Source organism: Bradyrhizobium sp. 134 (assembly GCF_023074155.1).
In the GTDB taxonomy this organism is placed as follows: domain Bacteria; phylum Pseudomonadota; class Alphaproteobacteria; order Rhizobiales; family Xanthobacteraceae; genus Bradyrhizobium.
In genome coordinates this window covers 175,420-201,811 of the sequence record NZ_JADPKX010000087.1, presented here as the reverse complement: position 1 = coordinate 201,811, position 26,392 = coordinate 175,420, and the positions used below count along the sequence as shown (strand labels likewise).

Sequence of the window (26,392 nt, the reverse complement as noted above, 5' to 3'; positions counted from 1 at the left end):
GTTCCTGATTCCGCATTGCGCGGATTATGTCGAGTGCTTCGTGCGGCGCTCTTTCACATAGGTTAAGGGCAGATCGCGCGCATTCGGTGTGCCGCACGGTGCAGCTCACGCGCTGCGAGAGCACCTGAGGTATCAAGCACACATGATGGTCTAGGCTACGCCGCGTAAGTCGCCCGAAGCTTCTTCGGATCCAGCAGCGGCAGAACCTGATCCGCCGACACCGGCCGGCTGATGAGATAACCCTGCACCTCGTCGCAACCGATCTGGCGCAGATATTCGAGCTGGTCGGCGGTCTCGACGCCTTCCGCGACCACGCCGATGCGCAGGTCGCGCGCGAGCCCGATCACCGATTTCACGATCGCGGCGCAGTCCGGCTGCACCAGCATGTCGCGGATGAAGGACTGGTCGATCTTGATGCGGCTGAACGGGAGCTTGCGCAGATAGGTCAGCGAGGAGAAGCCGGTGCCGAAATCGTCGAGCGCCACGGTGACGCCGAGCTCCAGCAGCGCGTTGAGGACCGACGCGGCGGAGGCGTATTTCGACAGCAGCATCGATTCCGTGATCTCGATCTCGAGCCGGTGCGGGGCGATCTTCGCGTCCGCAAGTGCCTGCACGATGATCTGGAGGAGGCCGTTGTTGTGAAACTGCGCGGCCGAGAAATTCACGGCGACCCTGATCTCTTCGGGCCACTCGGCAACCGTCGCGCAGGCGCGGCGGACGACCCATTCGCCGATCTCGTGGATCAGCCCGGTTTCCTCGGCGATCGGAATGAACTCGCTCGGCGGCACCAGTCCGCGCTGGGGATGCTGCCAACGCAGCAGCGCCTCGAACCCGGTGATGCGGTTGCCGTTGAGGTCGAGAAAGGGCTGGAACACCAGGAACAGCTCGTCCCTGGCGATGGCGCCTTCCAGATCCGATTGCAGCGCCTTGCGGTCGCGTGACGAGCGGTCGTCGGCTTCCTCGAAGAAACACACCGTGCCGGGTCCGGCGTTCTTGGCGCGGTAGAGTGCGGTGTCGGCGTTCTTCATGATGTCGAGTTGCGTGCTACCGTCACGCGGCGCCAGCACGATGCCGACGCTGGTCGCGCCGACGATCTGGCGGCCCTCGATCTGGAACGGTTCGTTGAAGGCCGCGACGAAGCGGTCGGCGATCTCGAGCGCATCCTCCGGCCGCGCCAGATTGGCCATCACCAGCGCGAACTCGTCTCCGCCGATGCGTGCGACATGCTCTGCCGCGCGGGTGCAGCGTTGCAGGCGGCTCGCGATCTGGACCAGAAACTCGTCACCGGCGGGATGGCCGAACTTGTCGTTGACCTCCTTGAAACGATCGAGATCGAGCAAAAGGACCGCGAATTCCTCGCCGGACAGAGCGAGCCGCTTCAAGGCTGCATCCAGCGTTTCGTTGAAGGCGACGCGATTGGGCAGATGGGTCAGCGGGTCCTGCCGCACCGTACGCTCAGCCTCGATCTGCCGCATCACGCGCCGTGCGAACGAGATCGAATTGACGAACACGCTGCGCAGCAGCACCGATCCGTAGACCACCACCAGGAAGGCGATCAGCAGAAACGCCGGATCGCCATTCCTGCCGAGGCAGATCGCGATGCCAGCGAAGATCGGGGCCGTGAATGCGATCGCGGCGATCGGGGATCGTGGCGAAGGCCAGCGCGCCCCCCGCCAGCATCCCCGAACAAAGGCAGGTGATGACGAGCTGCCCGCCGGTTGAGGCATTGGCGAAGAATGCGACCGGAACGGTGCCCCAGGCGGCGCCGAGGATGAAAGCGTTGCGCACCAGCCGATGCATGGCCCGGCGCGAGACGAATTGCGGTTTGGTGATGCGGCGCGCGGCATGGGATTGCAGGCCGAACGCGATCGCGGCGCCCGCCACGATGGCGGCCCAGATCAAGGCCAGCTTCAAGTCCGGCGAATGCCACAGCGCGACGACGAGCACCCCGGCGTTGCAGGCATTGGCCAGCATGATGCCGACCGAATAGCCGAGCACCAGCGACATCTGTTCGGCGCGGATATGGCCGGCGACGGCTTCGTCGGTTACGGGACCGCCAAAGGCCGACAGATCGCCGGCGAACAGCCGCGCGAAATAGCTGGTCGTTTGAGTCCGCATTCCAGAGCCTAGCAGCATGGGCCGCTTGTCCGGCCCGGTCCGGAGACTTCGCTGCAAACCTTTGACGAACTATGAATTATCCGAGCTTGCGATGATTGCTCTGACCACTTCTGCGTGTTCGCGATATTGTATCGATAACAAATCGATACAAATGCGGCACCCCGCGTTACGGCTGTAACGGAGGGCGCGCTCGGCCTGCATGGTTCGAGACGCGCCGCCAGCGGCGCTCCTCACCATGAGGGTCTAGGAGGTCGCCTCGCAACGAGACCTCATCCTGAGGAGCCCGCCAAAGGCGGGCGTCTCGAAGGATGGCTGCAAGGAAGGCTGCAGCAGCGATGGCTTCCAGATCACCGCCCCATCTGCTTCGGATCGTAATAGAACCGTTCTTCGATCAACTGATCGCCCCGCCACGTCTGCCATGCGATCTCATCCAACGTTCGGATGATGCCTTCGGCATTGGTGAAGCTGAATCTCCAGCGCGTAGCGACATGGTCGCCTTCGATCAGGCTTGGCCCGATGCGCACGGCCCTGACCTCCTTGAAGGCTGCCAGCACGCCGCGCTCCTTGGCCGCGAGCTTGTCGCGTCCGACCAGGGGTTCGGCCTGGTTTTCATAGGTGGCGCCGTCCGGCGTGTAATAGTCGAGGATCGCGCCGACGAAATCCCCGTCCACCAATCGTTTGGCGAAAGCTTCGACGACATCACGGCTCGGCATGGCACACCTCACGAGTAAAACCGACTATTAGTCGGTAAATACCGACCGACGGTCGAAAAGTCAACTGGCTGTCCTGGTCCATTTCGACTACAGCACACCCATGGCAAAACAGGCGGAGCGGCGGGCTGCGACATCGGAGGCAATCCTGACGGCGGCGCGCCGCCTGTTCGGGACGCAAGGCTTTGCCGCGACGACGATGGACGAGATCGCCGAAGCCGCCCACGTCGCCAAGGGCGCGGTCTATCATCACTTCAAGACCAAGGAGGCGGTGTTCGAAGCGGTGTTCGACCAGGTCTCGCGCGACCTCGTCGCCGAGATCGACAGCACGGCCCGTGCCGAGAAGGACGTGCTCGCCGCGATGGTCGCAGGCACCCAGCATTATTTCGCCGCGACCGCCAAAGGCCCGACCGGTCAGATCATCCTGCGCGATGGCCCGGCCGTGCTCGGCTGGGAGCGCTGGCGCGAGATCGACGCCAAACATTTCGGGGGCAAGCTGCCGCGCGCGATCGCGGCGGCGATGGAGGCCGGCCTGATCGCGCGGCAGCCGGTCGAGCCGCTGGCCCGGCTGCTGCTCGGCGCGGTGACGGAGGCCGCCGTCGCCTGCGCCGGACGCGCCGATATCGCAAGGGCGGGTGCGGAATATGCCCGTGCGTTCAGGTCGCTGGTCGAGGCGCTGCGCATCGCTGCATGATCGTGCTAAGTGATGATTGGAAACGCCCACACCAACAAAAAGAACAGTAGCGCATGATCGCAACTTCCTCCCTGACGCCCTCCGATCCGGAATTCGACTACATCATCGTCGGTGCCGGCTCTGCGGGCTGCGTGCTCGCCAACCGGCTGTCGGCGAACGGCAAGCACAGCGTGCTGCTGCTCGAGGCAGGCCCGAAGGATTCCAACATCTGGATCCACGTGCCGCTCGGCTACGGCAAGCTGTTCAAGGAAAAGACCGTGAACTGGATGTACCAGACCGAGCCGGAGCCCGAGTTGAAGGGCCGCCAGGTGTTCCAGCCGCGCGGCAAGACGCTGGGCGGATCGAGCTCGATCAACGGTCTGCTCTATGTCCGCGGTCAGCACGAGGATTACGACAGATGGCGTCAGCGCGGCAACGCCGGCTGGGGCTATGACGACGTGCTGCCCTATTTCAAGAAGGCCGAGAACCAGTCGCGCGGCGCCGATCAATATCACGGCAGCGGCGGCCCGCTGCCGGTGTCCAACATGGTCGTGACCGATCCGCTGTCGAAGGCCTTCATCGACGCCGCGGTCGAGACCGGCCTGCCCTACAATCCTGATTTCAACGGCGCCACGCAGGAAGGTGTCGGCCTGTTCCAGACCACGACCCGCAATGGCCGCCGCGCCTCGACGGCGGTGGCCTATCTCGGCCCCGCCAAGGCCCGCGGCAATCTCAAGATCGAAACTGGCGCGCTCGGCCAGCGCGTGCTGTTCGAGGGCCGCCGCGCGGCCGGCGTTGAATACCGTCAGGGCGCCACTTTGCGCCGCGCCCGCGCGCGCAAGGAGGTCGTGCTGTCGAGCGGCGCCTACAACTCGCCGCAGCTGCTCCAGCTCTCCGGGGTCGGACCCGGCGACCTCCTGCGCAAGCACGGCATCGATGTCGTGCTGGACGCGCCGGGCGTCGGGCACGATCTCCAGGACCACATGCAGGTCCGCATTGTGATGCGCTGCTCGCAGAAGATCACGCTCAACGACACCGTCAATCACCCGCTCCGCCGCACGATGGCCGGCGCGCGCTATGCGCTGTTCCGCAAAGGTTGGCTGACGATCGCGGCCGGCACGGCGGGCGCGTTCTTCAAGACCAGTCCGCGGCTGGCCTCGCCGGACATCCAGGTCCATTTCCTGCCGTTCTCGACCGACAAGATGGGCGAGAAGCTTCATGGTTTCTCCGGCTTCACGGCGTCGGTGTGCCAGCTCCGTCCCGAAAGCCGCGGGTCCTTGCGCATCAAGAGCGCTGACCCGACAGTGCCGCCGGAGATCCGCATCAACTACATGTCGACCGAGACCGACCGCACGACTAACGTGGAAGGCCTGAAGATCCTGCGCAACATATTGCATGCACCGGCGCTGAAGCCGTTCGTGGTTGACGAATACGATCCCGGAGCGAAGGTGTCCACGGATGCCGAGCTGCTGGATTATTGCCGTGAGCGGGGCAGCACCATCTACCATCCGACCTCGACCTGTCGTATGGGCAATGATGCGCTCGCGGTGGTCGATCAGCGGCTGAAGGTGAGGGGCCTCGAAGGCCTCCGAATCGTCGACGGCTCGATCATGCCCGATCTCGTGTCGGGGAACACCAACGCGCCGATCATCATGATCGCCGAAAAGGCCTCCGACATGATATTGGAGGATGCGCGGTAAACTCGCGTCTTGAGAGGATTTGGGCTTGGCTACGCGATTCAAGATCGGCACACGCAAGAGCGCGATGGCGCTGGCACAGACGGAAGAGATCGCGCGCCGCCTGACCGCTGCCATGCCCGATCTCGACGTCGAGATCGTCAAGTTCGACACCACGGGCGATCTCGACCAGACCAGCAAGCTGCTGTCCCATGGCGGCAAGGGCGGTGCCTTCGTGGCGCAGATCCGCGCCGCCGTGCTGTCGGGCGAGCTCCAGGCGGCGATGCATTCGCTGAAGGACATGCCCGGCAACGAAGACACGCCCGGCCTCGTGATCGGCGCCACGCTCTCGCGCGATCCTCCCAATGACGCACTAGTCCTGCGCAACGGCGTGACGCTGGAGGCATTGCGCCAGTCGCGTGGCAAGGGTTTCAAGATCGGCACCAACGCGGTCCGCCGCGCCGCCTACGCGCGGCGATTGTTTCCCGACGTCGAGATCATCCACTTCCGCGGCGCCGCCGACACGCGCGTGCGAAAACTGGACAATGGCGAGAAGCAGCGCCTGCCGGATGGCGACGCGGTGGGGCCCGCGGACGCGCTGATCATGGCGCGGTCCGGCCTCGACCGCGTCGGCCTTTCCCATCGCATCGGCTACGAATTCTCCGCGGCGGAAATGCTGCCGGCAGCGGGGCAGGGCATCGTCGCGGTGGAATGCGCGGCACAGGACTGGCAGACGCGTCGCATTCTTGCATCGATCGACGATCCCGCTGCTCACGCCTGCGCCGATGCCGAGCGCGAAGTGCTGTGGGTGCTGAACGGCCATTGCAATTCGCCGGTGGCGGGCTTTTCGACCATTGCGGGCGATCAGATGTCGCTCACCGCGTCCGTGCTCGATCTCTCCGGCAATACCATCATCGAAGCCTTGCGTTCGGGTCCCGCCAATCGTCCCCGCGAACTCGGCCGTGCGGTGGGACTGGATCTGCTGGCCAAGGGCGCCGCCGAGATCATCGAGCGCAGCCGGCCGCGGTAAGCTTTCCCGCAGGTTCGCAATGACGAGGGGGGACAGCGCTGCGATGATGGCATCATGCGCCTGTTTTGCCCGACGGGTCAAATGTTGGCGCGACCTGATGCGATGACGAAGCATCTGATTTCGGTCCGCCCTAAGTCATTGATCGGGCGTGATCTCTCTACTGTGCATGGGGTTGTTTTCGCACTTTTTTGTTTTCCCGCTCCCCAGGCGCAAAATAAATCAGCCCCGCACGCGCTTGAGCATCTGCTCGACATGGGCGATCGGTGTTTCCGGCTGGATGCCGTGGCCGAGATTGAAGATGAACCGCCCTTGCGCGAAATTCGCCAGCGTGTTGTCGACCGCGCGGTCGAGCGCGGCGCCGCCTGTGATCAGCACCAGCGGATCGAGATTGCCCTGAACCGCGACCTTGCTCTGCACGCGCTCGCGGATGAAGGCCGGCTCCGCGGTCCAGTCGATGCTGACCGCGTTGACGCCGGTCGCCTCGACGAACCCGGGCAGTTGCGCACCGGCACCGCGCGGAAAGCCGATGATCTTCGCATCCGGCACCTTGGCGCGCACGCCTTCGACGATGCGCCGGGTCGGCTCGATCGACCAGCGCGCGAACTCGGCGGGTGGCAGCACGCCGGCCCAGGTGTCGAAGATCTGCAAGGCGTTGGCGCCGGCCGCAAGCTGCGCCAGCAGATATTCGATCGAGTTCTCGACCAGCACGTCGATGATAGCTGCGAACGCCTCCGGATGCCGGTAGGCCATCATTCGCGCCGGCGCCTGGTCGGGCGTGCCCTGGCCGGCGACCATGTAGGTCGCCACCGTCCACGGGGCGCCGCAGAAGCCGATCAGCGCGATCCTGGGATCGAGCGCGCCGCGCACGATCTTGAGGGCCTCGAACACCGGGGCGAGCTTGCCGAAATCGGCTTGCTTCGCCAGTGTCGCGACCTTGGCGGGATCATCCAGCGGTTCGAGCCGCGGACCCTCGCCGACCTCGAAGCGCACGGAACGACCGAGCGCATAGGGGATCACCAGGATGTCGGAGAAGATGATCGCCGCATCGAAGCCGAACCTCCGGATCGGTTGCAGCGTCACCTCCGCGGCAAGCTCCGGGTTGAAGCAGAGGTCGAGGAAGCCGCCGGCCCTGGCGCGCACCTCGCGATATTCCGGCAAGTAACGGCCGGCCTGCCGCATCATCCAGACCGGCGGAACGACCTGCTGCTGGCCGGAGAGGACGTCGATGAAGGGTTTTGTCGCAGACTGGGGCACGAACGGTCCTGAAGATGGTTACGGCTCCTGATACACCGCCACGGCCCGAAGCGGAACAGTGGAACCAAGCGCAATTGGGCCGCGTTGACCAGCCAACGGAGGACGAGACCATGGCTGAGACATTCAACCCCGCGCCGCATGACAAGCACGCCGACGATCTGCACGAAGCCCTCGCCGCCGACCGCCACGCCAAGCTCGACGCCGGGCTGAAGGATACCTTCCCGGCATCCGATCCCGTGAGCGCCGCCCAGCCGACGCCCTCGAAGGCCGATGCGGAGGCCGACAATCCCTCGCTCTGGGACAAGGTTAAGGCCATCTTCAGCTAGCGGCGGGTGCGCCGGATTCCGATAGGTTTGCTAATGCCTTGTTAGCGATGCGCTGAGTCCGGCGTCCGTACGACTACGGAAAACCGGGGACATCACTGCATATTTATCCCGACGTTTCAGAGTTCAATAACAGAAGCGGCAGAAGTTCCGGCGATCGGAGATTTCTGCTGCATGAGCGCTGTGACCCAAAGAGCCGGATGGAGCCGCCTGCCGCTGCGGGCGGCCGCGTTCGTGGCGCTGACCTGCGTGGCCATTCTCGGCGTCAGCGGCTGGCGGGAATGGGCGGCGCGCGACGCGGTGCTCAAGGGTGCCGAGACCGAGATGGCGAATGTTGCTCGCTCGCTGACGCAGCATGCCGAGGACAGCCTCGATCTGCTGGATTCAGGCGTCGTCGGCGTCGTCAGCCGGCTGGAGATGGACGGCGCCGAGCCGGCCACGATCGCCAAGCTCAGAACCCTGCTGGAGGCGCGCAAGAAGGCGATGGAGCGTGTCCACAGCCTCGCCATCATCGACGACCGCGGCAACTGGTTGACCTCGCCCGGTACGATCGGCTCGACTCTCAACGACGACGCGTTCTTCCGTTATCACCAGCTCTCGCCGAAACGGGAGCCCCATGTCGGCCGTCCCGTGAAGAGCCTGCTCGACGGCGAATGGGTCGTCACCTTGTCGCGGCGGTTCAACAAGCCCGACGGCAGCTTCGGCGGCGTGGTGCTCGCGACCATCAGCTCCAACTATCTCTCGCATTTCTACGAACAGTTTGAGATCGGCCGCAACAGCTCGGTGGCGTTGACGCACGGCGACGGCCTGATCATCGCGCGCAACCCCAGCAACGACAGGTTTGTCGGCCGCAGCGTTGCCGATACGCCGCTGTTTCGCGACGCCAGCCTGCAGCGGCCGGGCGGCGCCTATCATTTCAAGTCGCCGCTCGACGGCGCCGACCGCGTCAGCTTCTTCAAGCGCTCTGGCCGCTATCCGCTGGTCCTGCTCGCCACCGTCGACAAGGCCGAACTGCTGGCGCCCTGGCGCTCTGCGGCGATCTCCCGCATGCTCTACGTGCTCGCGCTGGTCATGCTGATCGCGATCATCGGTGCGGTGCTGGTGCGGCAGTTGCAACGGGGCCAGAGCATGGCGGCCGCACTGGTCGAGAAGGAAGCGCATTTCCGACTTCTTGCCGAAGGCTCCAGCGACATGGTCACGCGGATCGGCCTCGACGAGCGGTTGCGCTATGTCTCGCCATCGTCGATTGGCGTCGTCGGCTGGCGCGCCAATCAGCTGATCGGGACCCTCGCGCTCGCCGGCATTCACGCGGACGACCGGCCGCAGGTGCAGGCTCTCGTCGACGCCATGAAACGCGGCGAGAAGGAGGAGGTGCGCGTCACCTACCGCAACGCGCACCGGCAGAATGCCGAAGTCTGGCTCGAATCGACCATGCGGGTGACCCGCAAGGAGAATGGCCGCGTCGATGGCGTGGTCGCGATCTCGCGCGACATCACCGAGCAGAAGAAGCTCGAGACCCGGCTGGAAACGCTCGCGATCGAGGACAGCCTCACCGGGCTTGCCAATCGCCGCCGCTTCGATGAACGATTGAAGGAGGAGTGGGCGCGTGCCTATCGCGAGCGCTCCAGCCTCTCTTTGCTGATGATCGACGTCGACCACTTCAAGTCTTACAACGACGAATACGGCCATCCAGCCGGCGATGCCTGCCTCCGGCAGGTGGCGCAGATCATCGCCGCCGAGATGCATCGTTCCGGCGATCTGGCGGCGCGCTATGGCGGCGAGGAGTTCGCCATGCTGCTGCCGAACACCGACGCTGCGGGCTGCGCCCTGATCGGCGACCGGATTCGACGGGCGATCCGTGATGCGGGCCTGGTCCACACCAGCAACCATGTGGCTGGCTGCGTCACCGCTTCGCTCGGCGGTGCTGCTTGCCGGCCGGCGCTGGAGCGCACGGCCGGCGTGGTCTCGCTGATCGAGGCCGCCGATCAGGCGCTCTATGCCTCCAAGGAGGCCGGGCGCAACCGGCTGATGATGTCGGGCGAGGTGAGCAACCTCCTGCTCAAGGCGTCCGGTCAGTAACCCCGCTCAATAATGCGGCGGACGCTCATTGGCGGCTCCCGGCGCATTCGCCTCGGCCTCCTGCAGTCGCTCGCCGAGCTCTGCGATTCTCCGCGTCAGCGCGTCGATCTGCTTCCACTGCGCGGTGATGGTCTGGTTCAGCGTCTCGATCGCGTCGTCCTGATAGGCGAGGCGCGTCTCCAGCGTGTCGATGCGCTCGCCGAGCGTCTTGATCTCATTCGTCACGTGCCGCGTCCTTGTCCCGTTCGCGTAATCCACATTCCTGCAAACCAAGTTCTTGCAAACCAAGTTCTTGCAAACCAAGTTGCTGCAAACCATGGCCGAGCGCGACGCGCTCGTCGAACACGAAGCATTCGCCGCGCCAGCGGCTCTCGGCCTCCGGCACCTCTTCCAGATATTTGAGAATGCCGCCCTTGAGGTGATAGACCTCGGCAAAGCCGCGCGCGAGCAGATGCGCGCTCGCCTTCTCGCAGCGGATGCCGCCGGTGCAGAACATAGCGATCTTGCGGTGTTTGGCGGGATCGAGCTGCTCGGCCGCAAAATCCTTGAATTGGCCAAAGCTCCTGATGCCGGGGTCGAGCGCGCCGTCGAACGTACCCATCGCCACCTCGAAGGCGTTCCTGGTGTCGAGCACCAGCGTATCGGGCGCCGCGATGAGCGCGTTCCATTCGGCCGCATCGACATAGGTGCCGACCTGCCGCGTCGGATCGGCGGTTTCGTCACCCAGCGTGACGATCTCCTTCTTCAGCCGCACCTTGAGCCGGCCGAACGGCATCGTCTCGGCGGTCGAGAACTTCAGTTCGAGATTGTTCAACCTGCCGCCGAACATGTCGCCGTGCGCGAGCTCATGGGTGAGCGCTTCGATCGCCTCGCCCGGGCCCGCGACGGTGCCGTTGATACCCTCCTGCGCGAGCAGCACGCTGCCCTTCAGCGCCAGGCCTGCGCAGAACGCGCGCAGCGGCTCGCGCAGCTCGCGGTAATCGGGCAGGGCGGCGAATTGGTAGAAGGCGGCGACCTTGCAAATCATGGCGCCCGTTTAGCAGGCGGAGCCAGCCCGGAAAACCCGCAACGAGCAGCTCTATTCCCAGCGGATGGCAGCCATTTCCCTGGCATGCCAGCATTGCCCCGGCCGGCCGGAATGTGTCATGTAGGCCTGGTTTTCCGAGCCGGCGCGCCATCCGCGCCATCCGCCCAATGAGAGCAAAGAATTCGATGAGAAACTTCCATTTCCCCGGCAGGTCCACGGTCCACGCCACCAACGCGATGGTGGCGACCTCGCATCCGCAGGCGTCGCTCGCCGCGATCGAGGTGCTGCGCGAGGGCGGCACGGCGGTGGACGCGGCCGTCGCGGGTTCGGCCATTCTCGGCGTGATCGAGCCGCAATCGACCGGCATCGGCGGCGACTGCTTTGCGCTGATCCAGCCGCGCGGCGAGGGCAAGATCATCGCCTATAACGGCTCGGGGCGCGCGCCGAAGGCGGCGAACGCCGACTGGTATCTCGAGCGCAAGATTAACTCCGTGCCGCTGACCTCGGCGCATGCGGTCTCGATCCCCGGCGTGATAGACGCCTTTGCGACCGTTTTGCGCGATCACGGCAAGTTCGGATTCGACCGGCTGCTGCAGCCGGCGATCAAGGCGGCCGAGGAAGGCTACGTCGTCGCCCCTCGCATCGCCTTCGACTGGAAGAACCAGTTCGAGAAGCTGAAGGGTGGCACCAACACCGAGCGCTATCTGCTGCCGCACGGCAAGCCGCCGGTGGCCGGCGACGTCATCCGCCAGGCCGAGCTCGGCAAGACGCTGCGGGCGATCGCCAAGGACGGCCGCGACGCCTTCTACAAGGGCCCGATCGCGGAAGACATGGTGGAGACCCTGCGCGGAATCGGCGGCCTGCACACGCTCGACGATTTCGCCGCGCACACCACCGAGACGACGACGCCGATCGGCACCATGTACAAGGGCTACGACGTCTGGCAGTGCCCGCCGAACGGACCCGGCCTCACCATGCTGCTGATGTTGAACATCCTGTCGCGGTTCGACCTGACGAAATACGCGCCGCTCAGCATCGAGCGCTTCCACCTCGAAGCCGAGGCCGCACGCATCGCCTACATGCACCGCGAGCTGCATGTCGCCGATGCCGAGCATATGCAGGTCGAGGTCGCCAAGATACTCGCCAAGGAATACTGCAACGAGCACATCGACAAGATCCGTATGGACGGCATGCTCGACCTGCCGAACGTCGCGCCGCCGATGAATCCCTCGACCATCTACATCACCGTCGTGGACAAGGACCGCAACGTCTGCTCGTTCATCAACTCGGTCGCGCATTCCTTCGGCTCGGCGATCGTCTCGAACAAGACCGGGGTTCTGCTCCAGAACCGCGCGGGCGGCTTCCGCATCCAGCCCGGCCATCCGAATTGCATCGCCGGCGGCAAGCGCCCGCTGCACACTATCATGCCGAGCCTGCTCACCAAGGGCGGCCGTTCCGTGATGCCGTTCGCGGTGATGGGCGGACAGTATCAGCCGGTTGGCCAGACCCATGTGGTGACCAACATCCTCGATTATGGCTGCGACGTGCAGGAGGCGATCGATATGCCGCGCGGCCTGCACTACGAAGGCCAATACCAGCTCGAGGACAGCGTGCCGGCCAATATCGTCGAAGGCCTGAAGAAGCTCGGCCACAAGACCACCAGCGTCGTCAGTCCGCTCGGCGGCGCGCAGGCGATCTGGATCGACTGGGACAAGGGCACGCTCACCGGCGGTTCCGATCCGCGCAAGGATGGTTGCGCGCTCGGATATTGACCCCCGCGGGACAGAGTTCCCCGCGCAAGATCAGGAAAAGTTGACGCAGGGGCGACGCGGCATTTGCTGCGTCGCCCTTTCTCGTTCGGAACGGAGTTCATTGCTTCAGGTTAAGGGCCGATGAGCGGTGCAGGCGTGCGCTGCTTTTGCTCCAAGCGGCGGAGGCCCTCCCATGTCGGAAAAACCAGGTTCCGGACCGTCCGGATTCGATCGGCGCGCGTTCATGGCCGGCGCGGCCGGCACTGCGCTGGTCCCCATGACGGCGCGCGCGGCCGCGCAGGATGCGAGCGCGTCGACCGCCCAGGATCCGGTGCTTCCTGTCGATGTCACGCTGCGGGTCAATGGCAAGGACAAGCGCCTGCACATCGACGCGCGCACGACGGTGCTCGACGCGCTGCGGGAGCATCTCAAGCTCACCGGCAGCAAAAAGGGCTGCGACCACGGCCAGTGTGGTGCCTGCACGGTCCTGATCGACGATCGACGCGTGGTGTCGTGCCTGACGCTCGCCCTCGCCGCCGAGGGGCAGGAGATCACCACGATCGAAGGCCTTGCCACCGACGATCATCTGCATCCGATGCAGCAGGCCTTCGTCGACAACGACGCGTTTCAGTGCGGCTATTGTACGCCGGGCCAGATCATGTCCGCCGTGGCCTGCGTCAAGGAGGGGCATGCGGGCAGCGAGGCCGACATCCGCGAAAACATGAGCGGCAACATCTGCCGCTGCGCCGCCTACCCCAATATCGTCGCCGCCGTGAAGCAGGCCGCGCCCGAGATCATGAAAGGCTAGGCGCATGCGACCGTTTTCGTATCAAAGGGCAACAGACCCCGACATGGCCGTGCAGGTGCTCAGCGCTGCCGCGGCCGCGAACAATCCGCTGACCAAGGCTACGGCGCAGCCGCTCGCGGGCGGCACCACGCTGATCGACCTGATGAAGCTGGACGTGATGCGGCCCGCGGCGATTGTCGATATCAGTCCGCTGGCGCGGGGCTGGTCGGCGATCGAGCCCGGCAGTGATGGCTTACGGCTGGGCGCGCTCGCCAAGATGTCCGACGTGGCCGCGCATGCCGAGATCCAGCGCAACTACCCGGTGATCGCGAATTCCCTGAAGCTCGCCGCCAGCGCCCAGCTGCGCAACATGGCGACGCTCGGCGGCAATGTGATGCAGCGAACGCGTTGCAGCTATTTCCGTGATGTCTCCTATGAGAATTGCAACAAGCGCAATCCTGGCTCGGGCTGTGCCGCCATGGATGGCGTCAATCGCATGCATGCGGTGCTGGGTACGTCCGATCAGTGCATCGCGACCTATCCCGGCGATTTCGCCCAGGCGTTGATCGCGCTCGATGCGATGGTCGAGATCACCAGCAAGTCCGGCACGCGCAACCTGCCGTTCGCAGATTTGCACAAGGCGCCCGGCAACACGCCCGAGATCGAGACCACACTTCGGCCCGGTGAGCTGATCTCTGCGTTCTCCATTTCCGGCCGCTGGCCGCGCTCGGTATATCTCAAGGCGCGCGACCGTCAGTCCTACGAGTTCGCGCTGTCGTCGGCTGCGGTCGCGCTCGACGTGCAGGATGGCACGATCAGGGACGCGCGTATCGCGCTCGGCGGCGTCGCCACCGTGCCGTGGCGGGCCCGCGAGGCGGAGGCGCTGCTGAAGGGACAGAAATTCGACGACGGTCTGACGAAGCGTGTGGCCGATGCCGCGTTTGCGGACGCCAAGGGCCGCCGGCACAACAGCTTCAAGATCGCGCTCGGCAAGCGCGTGGTGGCGCGCGCGCTCCAGCAGGCCGTAACGATGGAGATCTGATCATGACCGCTGCAGCTCCCGAGCCGAAGGCAAACATGGGCCGGCCCGTGCCGCGCTATGATGCGGCCGCAAAGGTCACGGGCCGGGCGACATATGCGTCCGACATGCCGCTCGACAATCCTGCCTACGCATTCCTGGTCACCAGCGCCATCGCCAAGGGCCGCATCGACAGTTTCGATCTCGACGATGCCAGGCGGGTCCGCGGCGTGATCGACATCGTCACGCACGAGAACGCTCCGAAGCTGAAGGAATCGAAACTGTTCAGCAATGGCGGCTATGCCGGCACCACGATCCAGCCGCTGAAATCGGCCGACATCGCCCATGACGGCCAGATCATCGCCGTCGTCATCGCCGAGAGTTACGAGGCGGCGCGCGAGGCCGCCAATCGCGTCAAGGTCAGCTACACGGCCGTAATGCCGAGTGCGAGCTTCGACTCGCCGGGGACCACCACGGCAGCGGCAAAAGGACAGAACGCACAGTTCAAGGAAGACCCGGAGGTCGGCGATTTCGCCAAGGCGTTCGACGCGGCCGAGGTCAAGCTCACCGCCTCCTATGAAACGCCGACCCAGCACCACAATCCGATGGAGCTGTTTACGACGAGCTGCGCCTGGATGGGCGACGAGCTCGTCATCTACGAGGGCAGCCAGTATGTCTACGGCCTGAAGAACGGTGTCGCCGAGCAGCTCGGCATCGACGCCGACAAGGTCCGTGTCGTCAATCCCTATGTCGGCGGCGGCTTTGGTTCGCGCGGCTCGATGACGCCGCGGACCGCCATCATCGCCAGCATTGCCAAACGCCTGAACCGGCCGATCAAGCTGGTGCCGACCCGCGACCAGGGTTTCACCATCGCTACCCATCGCGCCGAGACGCGCCATGCGATCAAGCTTGGTGCGGGACGGGACGGCAAGCTGGTGGCCTTGAGGCACGACGGCGCGGAGGTTTCGTCGCGTCCGGATGCCTATTGCGTCGGCGGCACCAAGACCACGACGCGGCTCTATGCCTGCCCGAACGTCGCCAGTCTGGTCTCGATCGTGCGCGCCGACCGCAACACGCCGGGCTTCATGCGTTCACCGCCGGAGGTGCCGTATCTCTTCGCGCTGGAGAGCGCGATGGACGAGCTCGCGGTGAAGCTGAACATGGACCCCGTCGAGCTCCGCCGCATCAACGACACCACCGTCGAGCCGATCGGCGGCAAGCCCTATACATCGCGGTCATTGATGGCGTGCTTCGACGAGGCCGCGAAGGCGTTCGGCTGGTCGCAGCGTTCGCCGCAGCCGAAATCGATGTCGGACGGCGACTGGCTGGTCGGCTATGGCTGTGCCGCCACCTGCTATCCGACGCAGATGGCGCCCTCTGCCGCGCGCGTTCGCCTCCAGCGTGACGGCCGTACCCGGGTCGAGATCGCCGGTCACGAGATCGGCACCGGTGCGTATACCGTCATCGCCCAGACCGCGGCCGAGCGGCTCGGCGTACCCCTGGAGAAGGTCGCGGTCTTTCTGGGTGACAGCGATCTGCCGCCGGCGCCTGTTGCCGGCGGTTCGAACTCGACTGCCAGCACCTGCTCGGCGGTGATGATGGTGTGCGACCGGATTCGCCAAAGGCTGTTCAAGGCCGTGATGCCGAGCGACAGCCTCGCCGACAAGGCCAAGGAGACTGTCGGCATCAGCCAGGCGCCGAGCACGCAGGCGGCGCAGAGCGATCGTCCACTCGATCTCGAGAAGGCCTTCGACGCGCTCGGCGTCGGTATCGTCGAGGAATATGGCGAGTGGAAGCCCGAAGGCGCGCCGCTGGATTCCTTCACGGCGATGCACAGCGGGCACGCGCGGCTCGTCGGTGGCCATCAGATGAAGGACAAGATCGCCTATGCCTTCGGTGCCGAGTTCGTCGAAGTCCGCATCAACCGCTTTACCCATGAAATTCGTGCGCCGCGGCTGGTGGGAGCGTTCGCGGCGGGCCGCATCATGAATCCGCGCACGGCGCGCAGCCAGCTCATGGGCGGCCTGATCTGGGGCATGTCCTCGGCGCTGCTGGAGGCCACCGAAATCGACGAGCGCAATGCGCGCTACGTCAACGACAATCTTGCGGACTATCTGGTGCCCGTGAATGCCGACGTGCCCGGCGTCGAGGTGATTCTGCTTTCCGAGCAGGACGATCACATCAACCCGGCAGGCGTGAAGGGTCTCGGCGAGCTCGCCAATGTCGGCACCAATGCGGCGATCTGCAATGCGATCTATCACGCCACCGGCCAGCGCATCCGCAAGCTGCCCGTGCGGCTCGAAAATATCGAGGTGTGAGGGGTGGAAACGGCGTCGGCGTTGCGCTAGACACCTTGCGCCTCAAACGGAAGGTCTCTTATGCAGCGTTTACAGCGCGTGCTCCTCGCCATCATGTCGGCACTCGCGATCACCGTGATCGCCGGCGTGTCCGATTTCGTTTCCACCACGGCCTCGGCCCAGACCGCAGGGAAGACCATGACCACAGCTTCAGGTTTGCAGATCACCGACAGCGTCGCCGGCACCGGCGCTTCACCCAAGCCCGGCCAGATCTGCGTGATGCACTACACCGGCTGGCTCTACGAGAACGGCCAGAAGGGCAAGAAATTCGACTCGTCGGTCGACCGCAACGAGCCGTTCGAATTCCCGATCGGCAAGGGCCGCGTCATCGCCGGCTGGGACGAGGGCGTTGCCTCCATGAAGGTCGGCGGCAAGCGCACGCTGATCATTCCACCGCAACTCGGCTATGGCGCCCGCGGCGCAGGCGGCGTGATCCCGCCGAACGCGACGCTGATGTTCGACGTGGAATTGCTCGGGGTGAAGTAAGCCCGCAAACAAAAAGACCGGCCTCTCGGCCGGTCTTTTCGCTTTCAATGCGACGGTGTCATCTCGTCTTATTCCGTCGCGCGCTTGGCTGCGGCCGCGGCGCGATCGACCGCGTCCTTCGCGGCATCCTTGGCGTCGCCCATGGCCTGCTGGCCCTTGCCCTTCACTTCCTGGACCGCACCTTCACCTTTCAGGCGCTCGGACCCGGTGGCTTCACCGACGCCCTGCTTGGCCTTGCCCATTGCCTCGTTTGCGGTGCCCTTGATCTTGTCGGTCGTGCTACCCATGAAACTCTCCTCGCGTTTTGCTCGCTAGGACAACGTCCGACGGCTATGAGGGTTCCGATTTTGTTATGGCTCGATGTCGCGGCTTTGGGTTAGTTTGCCGCACACGGAACCAACAGAAAGCAAGTCTCATGACCGGCCATGACCATTCGCATTCCCACCATGACCACGATCACGACGATCGCTGGAAACATGACGGCGTGCGCGTCATTCCCGGCAACCAGCTCGATACCAATGTGCCGTCGACGGCGGGCATGGACCGCGCGGCCGCGATCAATTTCGCGCGCGTCGGTGCGCAGAAATTGTGGGCGGGCACGGTCAGCATCAAGCCCGACGCCAAGACCGGCGCGCATCACCATGGCCATCTCGAAAGCGTCATCTACGTGGTGAAGGGCAAGGCGCGGATGCGCTGGGGCGAGAGCCTGCAATTCACCGCGGAAGCCGGCCCCGGCGACTTCATTTTCGTCCCGCCCTATGTGCCGCATCAGGAGATCAACGCCAGCCCGGACGAGGTGCTGGAATGCGTCCTGGTGCGCAGCGATGGCGAGGCGGTCGCGGTCAACCTCGACATCGAGCCGGTCGAGAAGCCCGAGACCGTGCTGTGGGTCGATCCCATTCACCGCGACCCGAACGAGAAGAAGTGAGGAGCGCCTGAAAGCCAGCGGGTTCTGTGCGACAGAACCTCGCAGGTAAGGGTCCAAAAAAAGATCCGGAAGCCGTGTCGGATCGCCGCTTGGCCGTCCGTCCTTGGGCAGAACCCCGCCCAAGGAGCTCCGATGCCCAGGATGATTTTCCTCAATCTGCCCGTGACCGACCTCAAGCGCGCCACTGCCTTTTACGAGGCGGTCGGTGCGACCAGGAACCCGCAATTCAGCGACGACACGGCGAGCTGCATGGTCTTTTCCGAGACCATCTACGCGATGCTGACGACCCACGAAAAATTCCGTCAGTTCACGCCGAAGCCGATCTCGGATGCAAAGACCTCAAACCAGGCGCTGTTCTGCCTGTCCGCGGACAGCCGGACCGAGGTCGACGATATCGTCAGCAGGGCCGGGGCTGCAGGCGGGGTCGCCGATCCCAGCCCGAAGGACGAATACAGTTTCATGTACGGCCGCAGCTTCGAGGATCCGGACGGCCACATGTGGGGCGTGAACTGGATGGACATGGCAGCCTTCGCGGCGCAGTCCGACATGGCGAACGCCTGATCTGAGCCCACGACAGCAAGAATCTGAAGAGGAGCATTCACGATGTCCAAGCTCGTGCCCTGCATGTGGTTCAACGGCGATGCCGAGGAAGCCGCGAAGTTCTACGTCTCGCTCGTGCCGAATTCGGCGATCACGCATGTTCAGCGCAACGTTTCAGATGGCCCGTCCGGCAAGGAAGGCTCCGTGCTCGTCGTCGAGTTCTCGGTGGCGGGACAGTCCCTGGTCGCGCTCAACGGCGGCATGAAAATGGAATACACCCACGCGATCTCGCTGATGATCCATTGCGACGATCAGGCCCAGGTCGACAGCGTCTGGAATGCTTTCCTGGCCCATGGCGGCAAGGAAGAGCAGTGCGGCTGGCTCAGGGATCGCTGGGGCGTGGCTTGGCAGGTCGTGCCGAAGGTGATGTTCGAATTCCTCTCCAGCCCCGACAAGGCGGCTGCCGCACGCGCGATGCAGGCCATGATGAAGATGGTCAAGCTGGACGTGGAAACCTTGCGCCGCGCGTTCGAGGGCAAGTCGGCGGCGTGAAGGGCGTGCCCTTGCCACATACTCACTGTCGTCGCCCGGCTTGACCGGGCGATCCAGTACGCCGAGACGGCCGTTGGTCAATCGATAGGCCGCGGCGTACTGGATGCCCCGGTCGAGCCGGAGCATGACAGCGGAATTTGAGGCGAAAGCCCGCCGCTAATAATTGATCCGCAGCCCCACGCCGCCATGGATGGTGTTGCCGACCGGCTGCGGGCCGAGCGTGCCGTTGGCGAACAGGTCGACGATCCAGCCCTTCTGCACGCGGAAGCCGAGCCGGCCGCCATATTCGAACCAGCCCTGGTTGCCCATGGTCGGCACCACCACACCGTCGCCGGTCACGGTGGCGACGATGCCGCTATGGGCAGCGAATGACTGCACCCAGCCGCCGTTGATGTTGGCCTCGATATTGCTGCCGTAGAGATGCGTCCACTGGCCCCCGATCTTGACCAGGCTGGTGCGGTCGGTGCCGGTCGCGATGCTGGCGTCGAACGGATTGAACGCCACTGCGCTGTCGGTGTAGCCCGAGACGCGCTGCCAGAGCTGCCAGACCTCGATCGAGGCGGCGACCTCGTCGCGGGGCGACACGCGGCTTATCCAGCCGGCGCGGCCGTAGACGGCGTAGTTCGCGGCGTTGGTCGAACTCGTGACGCTCACCGGGCCGAGGCTGGTGTTGTAGCTGCGGGTGTAGCGCGCCTTCTCCCACGGCGTCAGGATCGTGCCGACATCGAAGAACGGGCGCGACGAGCCCCAGTCGGTGAAGTCATAGCGCAGCGCAAATGCGCCGATCGGCGCGCTGGTGATGTTGTAGCCGCCTTCGCTGTATTGCGTGTAGGCGATGCCGGCGAGCAGCGACAGATTGTTGGTCAGCTCCTTGCGGCCGTGGATGCCGGCCGAGAACGAGCCGGCGGAGCCGAACGCGCTGACGCAGTTGCTGCAATTGACCTGCTCGTTGACGCCGAGCAGCACCGTGCCGAGCACCCGGTTGGTGATCATCTGGTTGAAGCGCTGATTGGCAAGGCCGCCGATCGAGCCGCCGCTGGAATCCGCGCCGGTCGGTGTCGGCGTCGGGCTCGGCGAGGAGGACGGGTAAGGGCTCGGCGACGATGACGGGTAGGGGCTGGGCGAGGGCGAGGGGCTGTAGGTCGGCGTCGGCGAGGGGGAATAGCTCGGCGCCGGGGTTGGCGTCGGCCCTCCGCACTCGGATTCGCAAATCGTAGCGGCTGCCGCCGGACGGGTATCGACCGCGACAAACGCAAACGCAGCCACGGCGGTCAGCACGCTCGCGAGCGTGAAGCGCATGACGTTGGTGGATATCGCCATCTTCAGCGTCCGCACAGCATGCCGTCGTCATGGACGGCGGGCGTGATGGTCGGCGATGCGTCCGCATATTGGTTGACCGCGCACAGTCCCGCGCTCGCGGCGCAGGTCGCGGCAAAGGTCCAGGGCGGCGTGTTGGTTTTGCTGATAGAGACCTTGCCGCCGGTCGAGGTGATGATTGCGGTGTCGCCGGGCTGGGTGAGCTGCACGCATTGTTGGCTCGTCGTGCAGACACTGGCGGCGCCGTCCTGCAGCACGACGACCGAGCGGCCGCGCTGGGACAGGATATCGAGTGTGGTTCCGCGCACGCCGATGGTCGCGAGCGGGGTCGTGATCTTGTAGGCGGTCTTCTCGGAATGCCCGGTGACGAAACGGAATGCGCCAGTCGTCATGCGGATTGCGACGTCGCGATAGCTGTGCTCGTCGTTGAAGACGGTGCGGTCGAGCTTGAGCGTCGCGCTCGGACCGAGCGACAGATTGGTGCTGTCGGCCATCACGAAGCGCGCCGCGCTGCCGGCGCCGGTGCGCACGGTCTCGTCCCGCAGCATGCTGTCGCCGACGCTGATCGGCGTCGTTGTCGCGGCGACGCGAACGACTTCATTCTGGATCACGACGGCTTCACCGACGCGCGTCTGCGCCTGCGCGCAAGGGGCCACGCACAAGGCGGTCGAGAAGAGCGTGGAGAAAAGCCAGAAACGCAAATTCATTTCGCAACCGATCGATGTGTCCCTGATCGTACCGGATCAGGCGCGCTTGCGATGTGGCGGAATTATCACAAGCAGCGCGAGACCTGCGTTATGCTTAGTGACAGTTGCGGCAGAATGCGTTCAATGAAAACCGCGATCTCTATTATTCTCCGCGGTGACGCAAATTTGCCACGCAAAATATCCCCACAAATGCGCCTCGACTTGCCGGCGGTTCCGAAGGTGTCGCGGAGCGCAGTGATTGCTGTCGCGATTTTCCTGGTCGCGCATCTCGCACTGCTGATAGGCCTCACGACGCCGGAGAAGTTCGTCTTCGACGAAGTGCACTACGTGCCGGCGGCGCGGCAGATGCTGGCGCCAGCGATGTCGCAACCGATGCTCAATCCGATGCATCCACCATTGGCGAAAGAGCTTATCGCGCTATCGATCGCGACCTTCGGCGACAGCGCGCTGGGCTGGCGCTATCCCGCGGCGTTGTTCGGCGCCCTCGCGATCGTCGCGGTCTACCTGTGCGGCCTCGCGCTGTTCGCCGCGCAAGGGCCTGCGATCGCCGCTGCGCTGATCGCCGGCTGCAACCAGATGCTGTACGTGCAGGCGCGCATCGCGATGCTCGACATTTTTGCACTCGGCTTCGGCCTGCTCGCGATTGCCGCCTTCATGCACGGGTTTCGAAAGGACCGGCCTCACGCATTGTTCGCGGCTGCCGGCAGCTTGTTCGGCTGCGCTGCGGCCTGCAAATGGAGCGGCCTGTTTCCGCTCGGAATCTGCATCGTCATCGTCGCGGTGATCCGCCTGATGCAGGGCTGGCACACTATGTTTGCCGACGCGAAGCCGGGGGATTGGTACCGGCCCGATCTCTGGCCCGACTTCAGATTACATCACGTCGTGCTCTGCTTCATCGTCCTGCCCGCGGCGACATATCTTGCGGCTTTCGTCCCGCTCTATGGCGCGTCGCTGCCGGATCTGGTCGAGGCGCAGCGCCGGATCTTCGCCGACAACACCACCACTGCCATCGCCGGCCACACTTATATGAGCGCGTGGCCGTCATGGCCGCTGCTCGCGCGCCCGGTGTGGTTCCTGTTCGACAAGGGCGCGGACGACAATGTCTCCGCGGTCGTTTTCCTCGGCAACCCCCTGGTGCTGTGGCCGGCGCTGCTCGCGCTCGCCGTCGTGCTGCGCGACTTCGTCGTCGCGCGTCGCCGGGATACGTTCCTGATCGCGGTCTTCTATTTCGGATCCTGGCTCGCCTGGGCGTTGCTGCCGCGCACGCTCGCCTTCATCTATTACTATCTGCCGGCCGCGACGGTGGCGTCGCTCGCGCTGGTCTACGTGCTGCGCCGGGACGGTCTGCCACGCTGGCTGTTGTGGGCCTACGTCGCGGTCGCGGCAGCAGGCTTTGCCGCCATGCTGCCGATCTCGGCGGCCTTCGTCGGCACGTCGATGCAGACCTTCAACCGGCTGATGCTCTTCCAAGTCTGGATATGAAATCGCCGCCCGCCGGGAGAACGGCAGGCGGCGTTTTTATGGGCGATGACCTGTGAATTACTTCGACGCGGTCTTGGTGTCCATGTTCACGACCTGGACGCGGCGGTTGATCGGGTCGGCGCCGTTGGCGGCGTCTTTCAGCTTGGTCTTGCCGTAGCCGACGGTGACGAGATCGGTGCCGGTGAGGCCGTAGTTCTGCACCAAATACTTCTTGATGGTGTCGGCTCGCCGCTCGGAGAGCCCCTGATTGTATCCCTCCGTGCCGACCGCATCGGTGTGGCCGGCGACCACGAAGGTCGAGCCCTTCAGCGAGGGATCGGACAGCGCCTTGCCGAGCGCCTGCACCGACGGCACTGACGTCTTGGCGATGTCGGCCGAGTTGTAGTCGAACTGGATCTCCAGATCGATCTTCGGCTTGGTCGCGGCGAGCTCGGCAATCTGCTCGCGCTCGCCCGTCGACAACGACCGCGTCGAGCGGTTGCGCACGGTGTTCAGGAACGTCGATTCCTTGGCCTGCACCGCCGGATCGACCTGCGGACCTGCGGACAGGCCGCGGGTCGTCGACTTCGGCTTCAATGCATCCAGGATCTGGTTGGTCGAGACATTGCCGTCGCCGGCCATGGCCAAGCCGGCCGTCATCGACAGAAGTGCCGAGAGGGTAATCGCCTTCAGTGCAAAAGACTTATTGAAACGGGTCATTGTCGTATCCTCGTTGTGACGCCTGATGGCTATTTGATGCTGCAAGCATAGGGCAGGTTCAAAACCCCTGGTGTGATCTTGGTCACGGTAGAAACGGGGCCCTCCGGGGCCATGGCAGCGAATTTCGAGCGGTTTCGGGTTCGTGGAGGGCCGACCCGCGGTCCACTCCGAGGACGGACGCTAACGCGTGAAGAGAGTGGTCGCACGCTGTCCGGCGAGCGTTCGAGCCGTCGCAGTCCTGTCGTGATCCGCATCACTGAGGACCGCCGCGCCCAGGTGCCGCTCGGGGTCCGGGGCCCGGTTCACTCGGGGAAACCTGTGCTGACCGATTGTCGCAAAGCCGTCGCGCGATGGCCTGTCCGCGGACAATTTTTCGGCCAGATGGACGCCTAGGGTGGAGCCTCCCACAAGTGCAACGAAGGGAGCCGAGTTCCATCCAGTGCCGAGGCCGAGTGATTACCAGTTCTATCGCAGTGGCCCGCCGGATCGGACCGTGTCCCTGAGCTCCATGCCCATCTACGTCGGCGCGGCGATGATCGCGGTGGCGATCCTGCTGTCGACCCTGATCACGGGGCTGACCTCCCGCTATGTCGGGCTTCAAGCGCCGACCGACGAGAACATGTGGCTGGTCGATCGTCTCACCGGCAGTGTCTATCGCTGCCAGGCGGAGGAGCGCGGCAAGGCCTCGTGCGAACCCGATGTCGCAACAGGCAGCGTTGGCGACCGGTCTAAAGCCCCGAAAGTTGGCCGTTGAGCCCTCCGTCTTCGCACCGCAGCAAGAAAATTGTCTTCTCTACGAAACGTCTTCGCCGGAGAATACGTATTGCGAAGGCCGGCATGACGCCGGTTTCGTTTTACGGAGGAGACTTTTCGATGAAGATCTTGCTCACAGCCGCCGCTTTTGTCGCGCTCACCCTTTCCCTTTCGCCGGCATCCGCCGCCATGATGGCGTGCACCGGCGATAACATGATGAAATCGACAGCCATGATGATGGGCACGGCCGATACCCCGGCCAAGGTCGCGGCCAACAAGGAAATGGCTATGGCCAACACCGATATGAGCAATGGCAAGATGAAGGGCGGCTGCATGCATTACATGAAGGCGCAGAAGGCCATGATGATGAAATAGGGCCTCGGCCACGCCAAGCGGCCGCGCTGTCAGCACATGACAGCGCGGCTTTTCTTTTGCTGCGTCCAGTCCGCTTCTTTCTCCCGGCGCGAATCCCGCTACATTCCCTCCTGCAATGTCCCGCGCGCCCAAACCGATTCCACTCACCACGACACAGGCCCGGCAAATCTGGCTTCATGCCCAGCGGCTGGACGAGCGCGCGCCGTTCGGTGACGGCGCGCAAGCCGTCGCCGGCGCGGTCGCCCATCTCGGCTATGTGCAGATCGACACCATCAACGTGATCGAGCGCTGCCATCACCACATCCTGTTCAGCCGGATCCCGTCCTACCGCCGCGCCGACCTGCGCCACGCCCAGAGCGTCGACAAGAGCGTCTTTGAGTATTGGACGCATGCGCTGTCCTACGTGCCGGCCGGCGATTTCCGCTTCTTCCTGCCGGCGATGCGCGAGCACCGCCGTGAGGGGCACAAATGGTTCGCCTCGGTGAAACCTGCCGACACGCGCAAGGTGATGCGGCTGGTGCGCGCCGGTCCGCTGACGATCCGCGACATCGAGGACGACGTGCTCACCGAGAAGGAGCATCTCTGGCAAAGCCGAAAACCCTCGAAGCGGGCATTGCAGCTCGCCTTCTATACGGGTGTCGTGACCGTCAGCGAGCGCCAGGGCATGCTCAAGACCTATGAGCTGATGACGCGCCATTTCGGCTGGGACAAGCTGCCGAAGCCGGCGTCGGCAAAGGACATTACGGCCTATCTGCTCGATCGCGCGCTGCGATCGCAAGGTGTCGTGAGCCTCGATTCGGTCTGCCATCTCGACGCGCCGCGCAAGCCGGCGGTGGCTGCCCTGATCGCCTCGCGCGTCCGCCGTGGCGAGCTCGTGCCTGTCGCCATCGACGGTGCCGGCAAGCAGGAGCACTGGGCACTGCCGGCCGCGCTCGAGCCGGGCGAGCGCGCGCCGCCGGATCTCGTCCATATCCTCTCGCCGTTCGATCCGCTGATCATCCAGCGCAAGCGCACCAATCTCATCTTCGGCTACAATCATTTGTTCGAGGCCTATGTGCCGAAGGCCAAACGCAAGCTCGGCTATTTCGCGCTCCCCGTGCTGGTCGGCGACGAGATCGTCGCCGCGCTCGATCTGAAGACCGACCGTCAGGCAAAGAAGCTGCTGATGCAGAAATGGACCTGGGTCGGCGAGGGGAAGAAGACCGCGGGACGCAAGGAGCGGAAACGGAAGATCGAGGAGGAGCTTGATCGTTTTGAGCGGTTTCAACTGGCCGACTGATCGTAGGATGGATTACGCTTCGCTAATCCACCCTACGCATCCCCGCCAATCGATCGATCCAAACGCCGAACGCAATCCCGATCGCATAAGCCGCCAGATTCCACAGCGAGAAGATGCGCCCGAGCAGCAGCGCCCCGGCCGTGGTCAGCCGGAACGCGTCGAGCCAAGGCATATGTACCAGCCGGGAGAACTCGACCACGACCGCGATCGCCATCGCAATGGCCGCGATCCGCGCCCGTGACAGCCTTGGCAGCAAAACGCCGACCAGCAGAAACACCATCGTTGCCCATAGCAGCGAGCCGCCGTACTTCACCACGAAGGCGGGCAGGCCGAGCGGAAAGCCGTACCAGCGCAGCGAGAGTCCGCAGGCAATAACCGCCAGCACCAGACCGGCGCGGATCAGCGATGTCCGTAACGGCGCAATGGGTTTGACCGGTTGCGCCTGATGCATTGCTTGCTCCATTGACTCTT

26 protein-coding genes and 1 pseudogene are annotated in these 26,392 nt (G+C 64.6%); 17 read left to right on the top strand and 10 right to left on the bottom strand.

Annotated features, from left to right (window positions below):
- Positions 1–155 precede the first annotated feature (155 nt).
- Both IVA75_RS39940 and IVA75_RS39935 read right to left on the bottom strand, forming a co-directional pair.
- Positions 156–2,118, bottom strand: a pseudogene (locus tag IVA75_RS39940) (EAL domain-containing protein).
- A gap of 347 nt (positions 2,119–2,465) precedes the next feature.
- Complete coding sequence (locus tag IVA75_RS39935; protein ID WP_247291395.1) at positions 2,466–2,831, bottom strand: nuclear transport factor 2 family protein; 366 nt, start codon at positions 2,829–2,831, stop codon at positions 2,466–2,468.
- A gap of 100 nt (positions 2,832–2,931) precedes the next feature.
- Between IVA75_RS39935 and IVA75_RS39930 the strand changes: the two genes are divergently transcribed.
- The 3 genes from IVA75_RS39930 to hemC are packed head-to-tail and all read left to right on the top strand — an operon-like array spanning position 2,932 to position 6,207.
- A complete protein-coding gene (locus IVA75_RS39930; RefSeq protein ID WP_247291392.1) occupies positions 2,932–3,522 on the top strand; it encodes a TetR/AcrR family transcriptional regulator in 591 nt (196 codons plus the stop codon).
- Between the two features lie 53 nt (positions 3,523–3,575).
- On the top strand, positions 3,576–5,201 hold the full coding sequence (locus IVA75_RS39925; RefSeq protein WP_027568502.1) for a choline dehydrogenase: 1,626 nt from the start codon (positions 3,576–3,578) through the stop codon (positions 5,199–5,201).
- Between the two features lie 25 nt (positions 5,202–5,226).
- Positions 5,227–6,207 carry a hydroxymethylbilane synthase gene (gene hemC, locus IVA75_RS39920; RefSeq protein WP_247291390.1) on the top strand — a complete coding sequence of 327 codons (981 nt, stop codon included), beginning with the start codon at positions 5,227–5,229 and terminating at the stop codon, positions 6,205–6,207.
- A gap of 219 nt (positions 6,208–6,426) precedes the next feature.
- On the opposite strand, the gene hemE is transcribed toward hemC, so the two are convergent.
- Positions 6,427–7,461: a uroporphyrinogen decarboxylase gene (hemE, locus tag IVA75_RS39915; RefSeq protein ID WP_247291388.1), complete on the bottom strand. Its 1,035-nt coding sequence runs from the start codon at positions 7,459–7,461 to the stop codon at positions 6,427–6,429.
- A gap of 110 nt (positions 7,462–7,571) precedes the next feature.
- Between hemE and IVA75_RS39910 the strand changes: the two genes are divergently transcribed.
- Together IVA75_RS39910 and IVA75_RS39905 are read left to right on the top strand one after the other, a co-directional pair.
- Entirely contained in the window at positions 7,572–7,787 is a 216-nt protein-coding gene (locus IVA75_RS39910) for a hypothetical protein (protein ID WP_007595236.1), read from the top strand.
- A gap of 171 nt (positions 7,788–7,958) precedes the next feature.
- Positions 7,959–9,863 (top strand): diguanylate cyclase, encoded by a 1,905-nt coding sequence (locus IVA75_RS39905; RefSeq protein ID WP_247291385.1) that lies wholly within the window; start codon positions 7,959–7,961, stop codon positions 9,861–9,863.
- A 6-nt stretch (positions 9,864–9,869) separates the two neighbouring features.
- On the opposite strand, the gene IVA75_RS39900 is transcribed toward IVA75_RS39905, so the two are convergent.
- Positions 9,870–10,088, bottom strand: a complete 219-nt coding sequence (locus tag IVA75_RS39900; protein WP_007606917.1) for a SlyX family protein — start codon at positions 10,086–10,088, stop codon at positions 9,870–9,872.
- The gene (locus IVA75_RS39895; protein WP_247291383.1) at positions 10,078–10,890 is read right to left on the bottom strand and encodes a rhodanese-related sulfurtransferase; all 813 of its coding nucleotides are present in this window, start codon (positions 10,888–10,890) and stop codon (positions 10,078–10,080) included. The genes IVA75_RS39900 and IVA75_RS39895 overlap by 11 nt, the downstream gene beginning before the upstream one ends.
- Before the next feature lie 185 nt (positions 10,891–11,075).
- On the opposite strand from IVA75_RS39895, the gene ggt reads away from it, so the two are divergent.
- The 5 genes from ggt (at position 11,076) to IVA75_RS39870 (ending at position 17,289) form a co-directional block, all read left to right on the top strand.
- A complete protein-coding gene (gene ggt / locus IVA75_RS39890) occupies positions 11,076–12,662 on the top strand; it encodes a gamma-glutamyltransferase (protein ID WP_247291381.1) in 1,587 nt (528 codons plus the stop codon).
- A 223-nt stretch (positions 12,663–12,885) separates the two neighbouring features.
- Complete coding sequence (locus tag IVA75_RS39885; RefSeq protein WP_247291379.1) at positions 12,886–13,449, top strand: (2Fe-2S)-binding protein; 564 nt, start codon at positions 12,886–12,888, stop codon at positions 13,447–13,449.
- A gap of 4 nt (positions 13,450–13,453) precedes the next feature.
- Positions 13,454–14,470 carry a xanthine dehydrogenase family protein subunit M gene (locus IVA75_RS39880; protein WP_247291377.1) on the top strand — a complete coding sequence of 339 codons (1,017 nt, stop codon included), beginning with the start codon at positions 13,454–13,456 and terminating at the stop codon, positions 14,468–14,470.
- Between the two features lie 2 nt (positions 14,471–14,472).
- Complete coding sequence (locus IVA75_RS39875) at positions 14,473–16,764, top strand: xanthine dehydrogenase family protein molybdopterin-binding subunit (RefSeq protein WP_247291375.1); 2,292 nt, start codon at positions 14,473–14,475, stop codon at positions 16,762–16,764.
- Between the two features lie 60 nt (positions 16,765–16,824).
- A complete protein-coding gene (locus IVA75_RS39870; protein WP_007606926.1) occupies positions 16,825–17,289 on the top strand; it encodes an FKBP-type peptidyl-prolyl cis-trans isomerase in 465 nt (154 codons plus the stop codon).
- Positions 17,290–17,357: 68 nt separating this feature from the next.
- Here IVA75_RS39870 and IVA75_RS39865 read toward each other — a convergent pair whose 3' ends face one another.
- Positions 17,358–17,576 carry a CsbD family protein gene (locus IVA75_RS39865; protein WP_007606928.1) on the bottom strand — a complete coding sequence of 73 codons (219 nt, stop codon included), beginning with the start codon at positions 17,574–17,576 and terminating at the stop codon, positions 17,358–17,360.
- A 128-nt stretch (positions 17,577–17,704) separates the two neighbouring features.
- Here IVA75_RS39865 and IVA75_RS39860 point away from each other — a divergent pair, with 128 nt between their 5' ends.
- From IVA75_RS39860 to IVA75_RS39850, 3 genes are all read left to right on the top strand, one after another.
- A complete protein-coding gene (locus IVA75_RS39860) occupies positions 17,705–18,217 on the top strand; it encodes a cupin domain-containing protein (protein ID WP_027568511.1) in 513 nt (170 codons plus the stop codon).
- Positions 18,218–18,349: 132 nt separating this feature from the next.
- Positions 18,350–18,778 (top strand): VOC family protein, encoded by a 429-nt coding sequence (locus tag IVA75_RS39855; protein WP_027568512.1) that lies wholly within the window; start codon positions 18,350–18,352, stop codon positions 18,776–18,778.
- A 42-nt stretch (positions 18,779–18,820) separates the two neighbouring features.
- Entirely contained in the window at positions 18,821–19,309 is a 489-nt protein-coding gene (locus IVA75_RS39850; protein ID WP_027568513.1) for a VOC family protein, read from the top strand.
- Positions 19,310–19,465: 156 nt separating this feature from the next.
- Here IVA75_RS39850 and IVA75_RS39845 read toward each other — a convergent pair whose 3' ends face one another.
- The gene (locus tag IVA75_RS39845) at positions 19,466–20,629 is read right to left on the bottom strand and encodes a hypothetical protein (protein ID WP_247291373.1); all 1,164 of its coding nucleotides are present in this window, start codon (positions 20,627–20,629) and stop codon (positions 19,466–19,468) included.
- 2 nt (positions 20,630–20,631) lie between these two features.
- The gene (locus IVA75_RS39840; protein ID WP_027568515.1) at positions 20,632–21,333 is read right to left on the bottom strand and encodes a FecR family protein; all 702 of its coding nucleotides are present in this window, start codon (positions 21,331–21,333) and stop codon (positions 20,632–20,634) included.
- A 51-nt stretch (positions 21,334–21,384) separates the two neighbouring features.
- On the opposite strand from IVA75_RS39840, the gene IVA75_RS39835 reads away from it, so the two are divergent.
- Entirely contained in the window at positions 21,385–22,815 is a 1,431-nt protein-coding gene (locus tag IVA75_RS39835) for a phospholipid carrier-dependent glycosyltransferase (RefSeq protein WP_247291371.1), read from the top strand.
- A 57-nt stretch (positions 22,816–22,872) separates the two neighbouring features.
- Here the strand turns inward: IVA75_RS39835 and IVA75_RS39830 are convergent, their stop codons facing one another.
- Positions 22,873–23,514, bottom strand: coding sequence for an OmpA family protein (locus IVA75_RS39830; protein ID WP_247291360.1), 642 nt, complete (start codon positions 23,512–23,514; stop codon positions 22,873–22,875).
- 508 nt (positions 23,515–24,022) lie between these two features.
- Between IVA75_RS39830 and IVA75_RS39825 the strand changes: the two genes are divergently transcribed.
- The 3 genes from IVA75_RS39825 (at position 24,023) to IVA75_RS39815 (ending at position 25,921) form a co-directional block, all read left to right on the top strand.
- Positions 24,023–24,268 carry a hypothetical protein gene (locus tag IVA75_RS39825; protein WP_247291437.1) on the top strand — a complete coding sequence of 82 codons (246 nt, stop codon included), beginning with the start codon at positions 24,023–24,025 and terminating at the stop codon, positions 24,266–24,268.
- A gap of 119 nt (positions 24,269–24,387) precedes the next feature.
- The gene (locus tag IVA75_RS39820) at positions 24,388–24,642 is read left to right on the top strand and encodes a hypothetical protein (protein ID WP_027568519.1); all 255 of its coding nucleotides are present in this window, start codon (positions 24,388–24,390) and stop codon (positions 24,640–24,642) included.
- Between the two features lie 115 nt (positions 24,643–24,757).
- Positions 24,758–25,921, top strand: a complete 1,164-nt coding sequence (locus IVA75_RS39815) for a crosslink repair DNA glycosylase YcaQ family protein (RefSeq protein WP_247291358.1) — start codon at positions 24,758–24,760, stop codon at positions 25,919–25,921.
- Positions 25,922–25,943: 22 nt separating this feature from the next.
- Here the strand turns inward: IVA75_RS39815 and IVA75_RS39810 are convergent, their stop codons facing one another.
- Positions 25,944–26,372 carry a DUF2809 domain-containing protein gene (locus IVA75_RS39810; RefSeq protein ID WP_247291435.1) on the bottom strand — a complete coding sequence of 143 codons (429 nt, stop codon included), beginning with the start codon at positions 26,370–26,372 and terminating at the stop codon, positions 25,944–25,946.
- Positions 26,373–26,392: the final 20 nt, after the last annotated feature.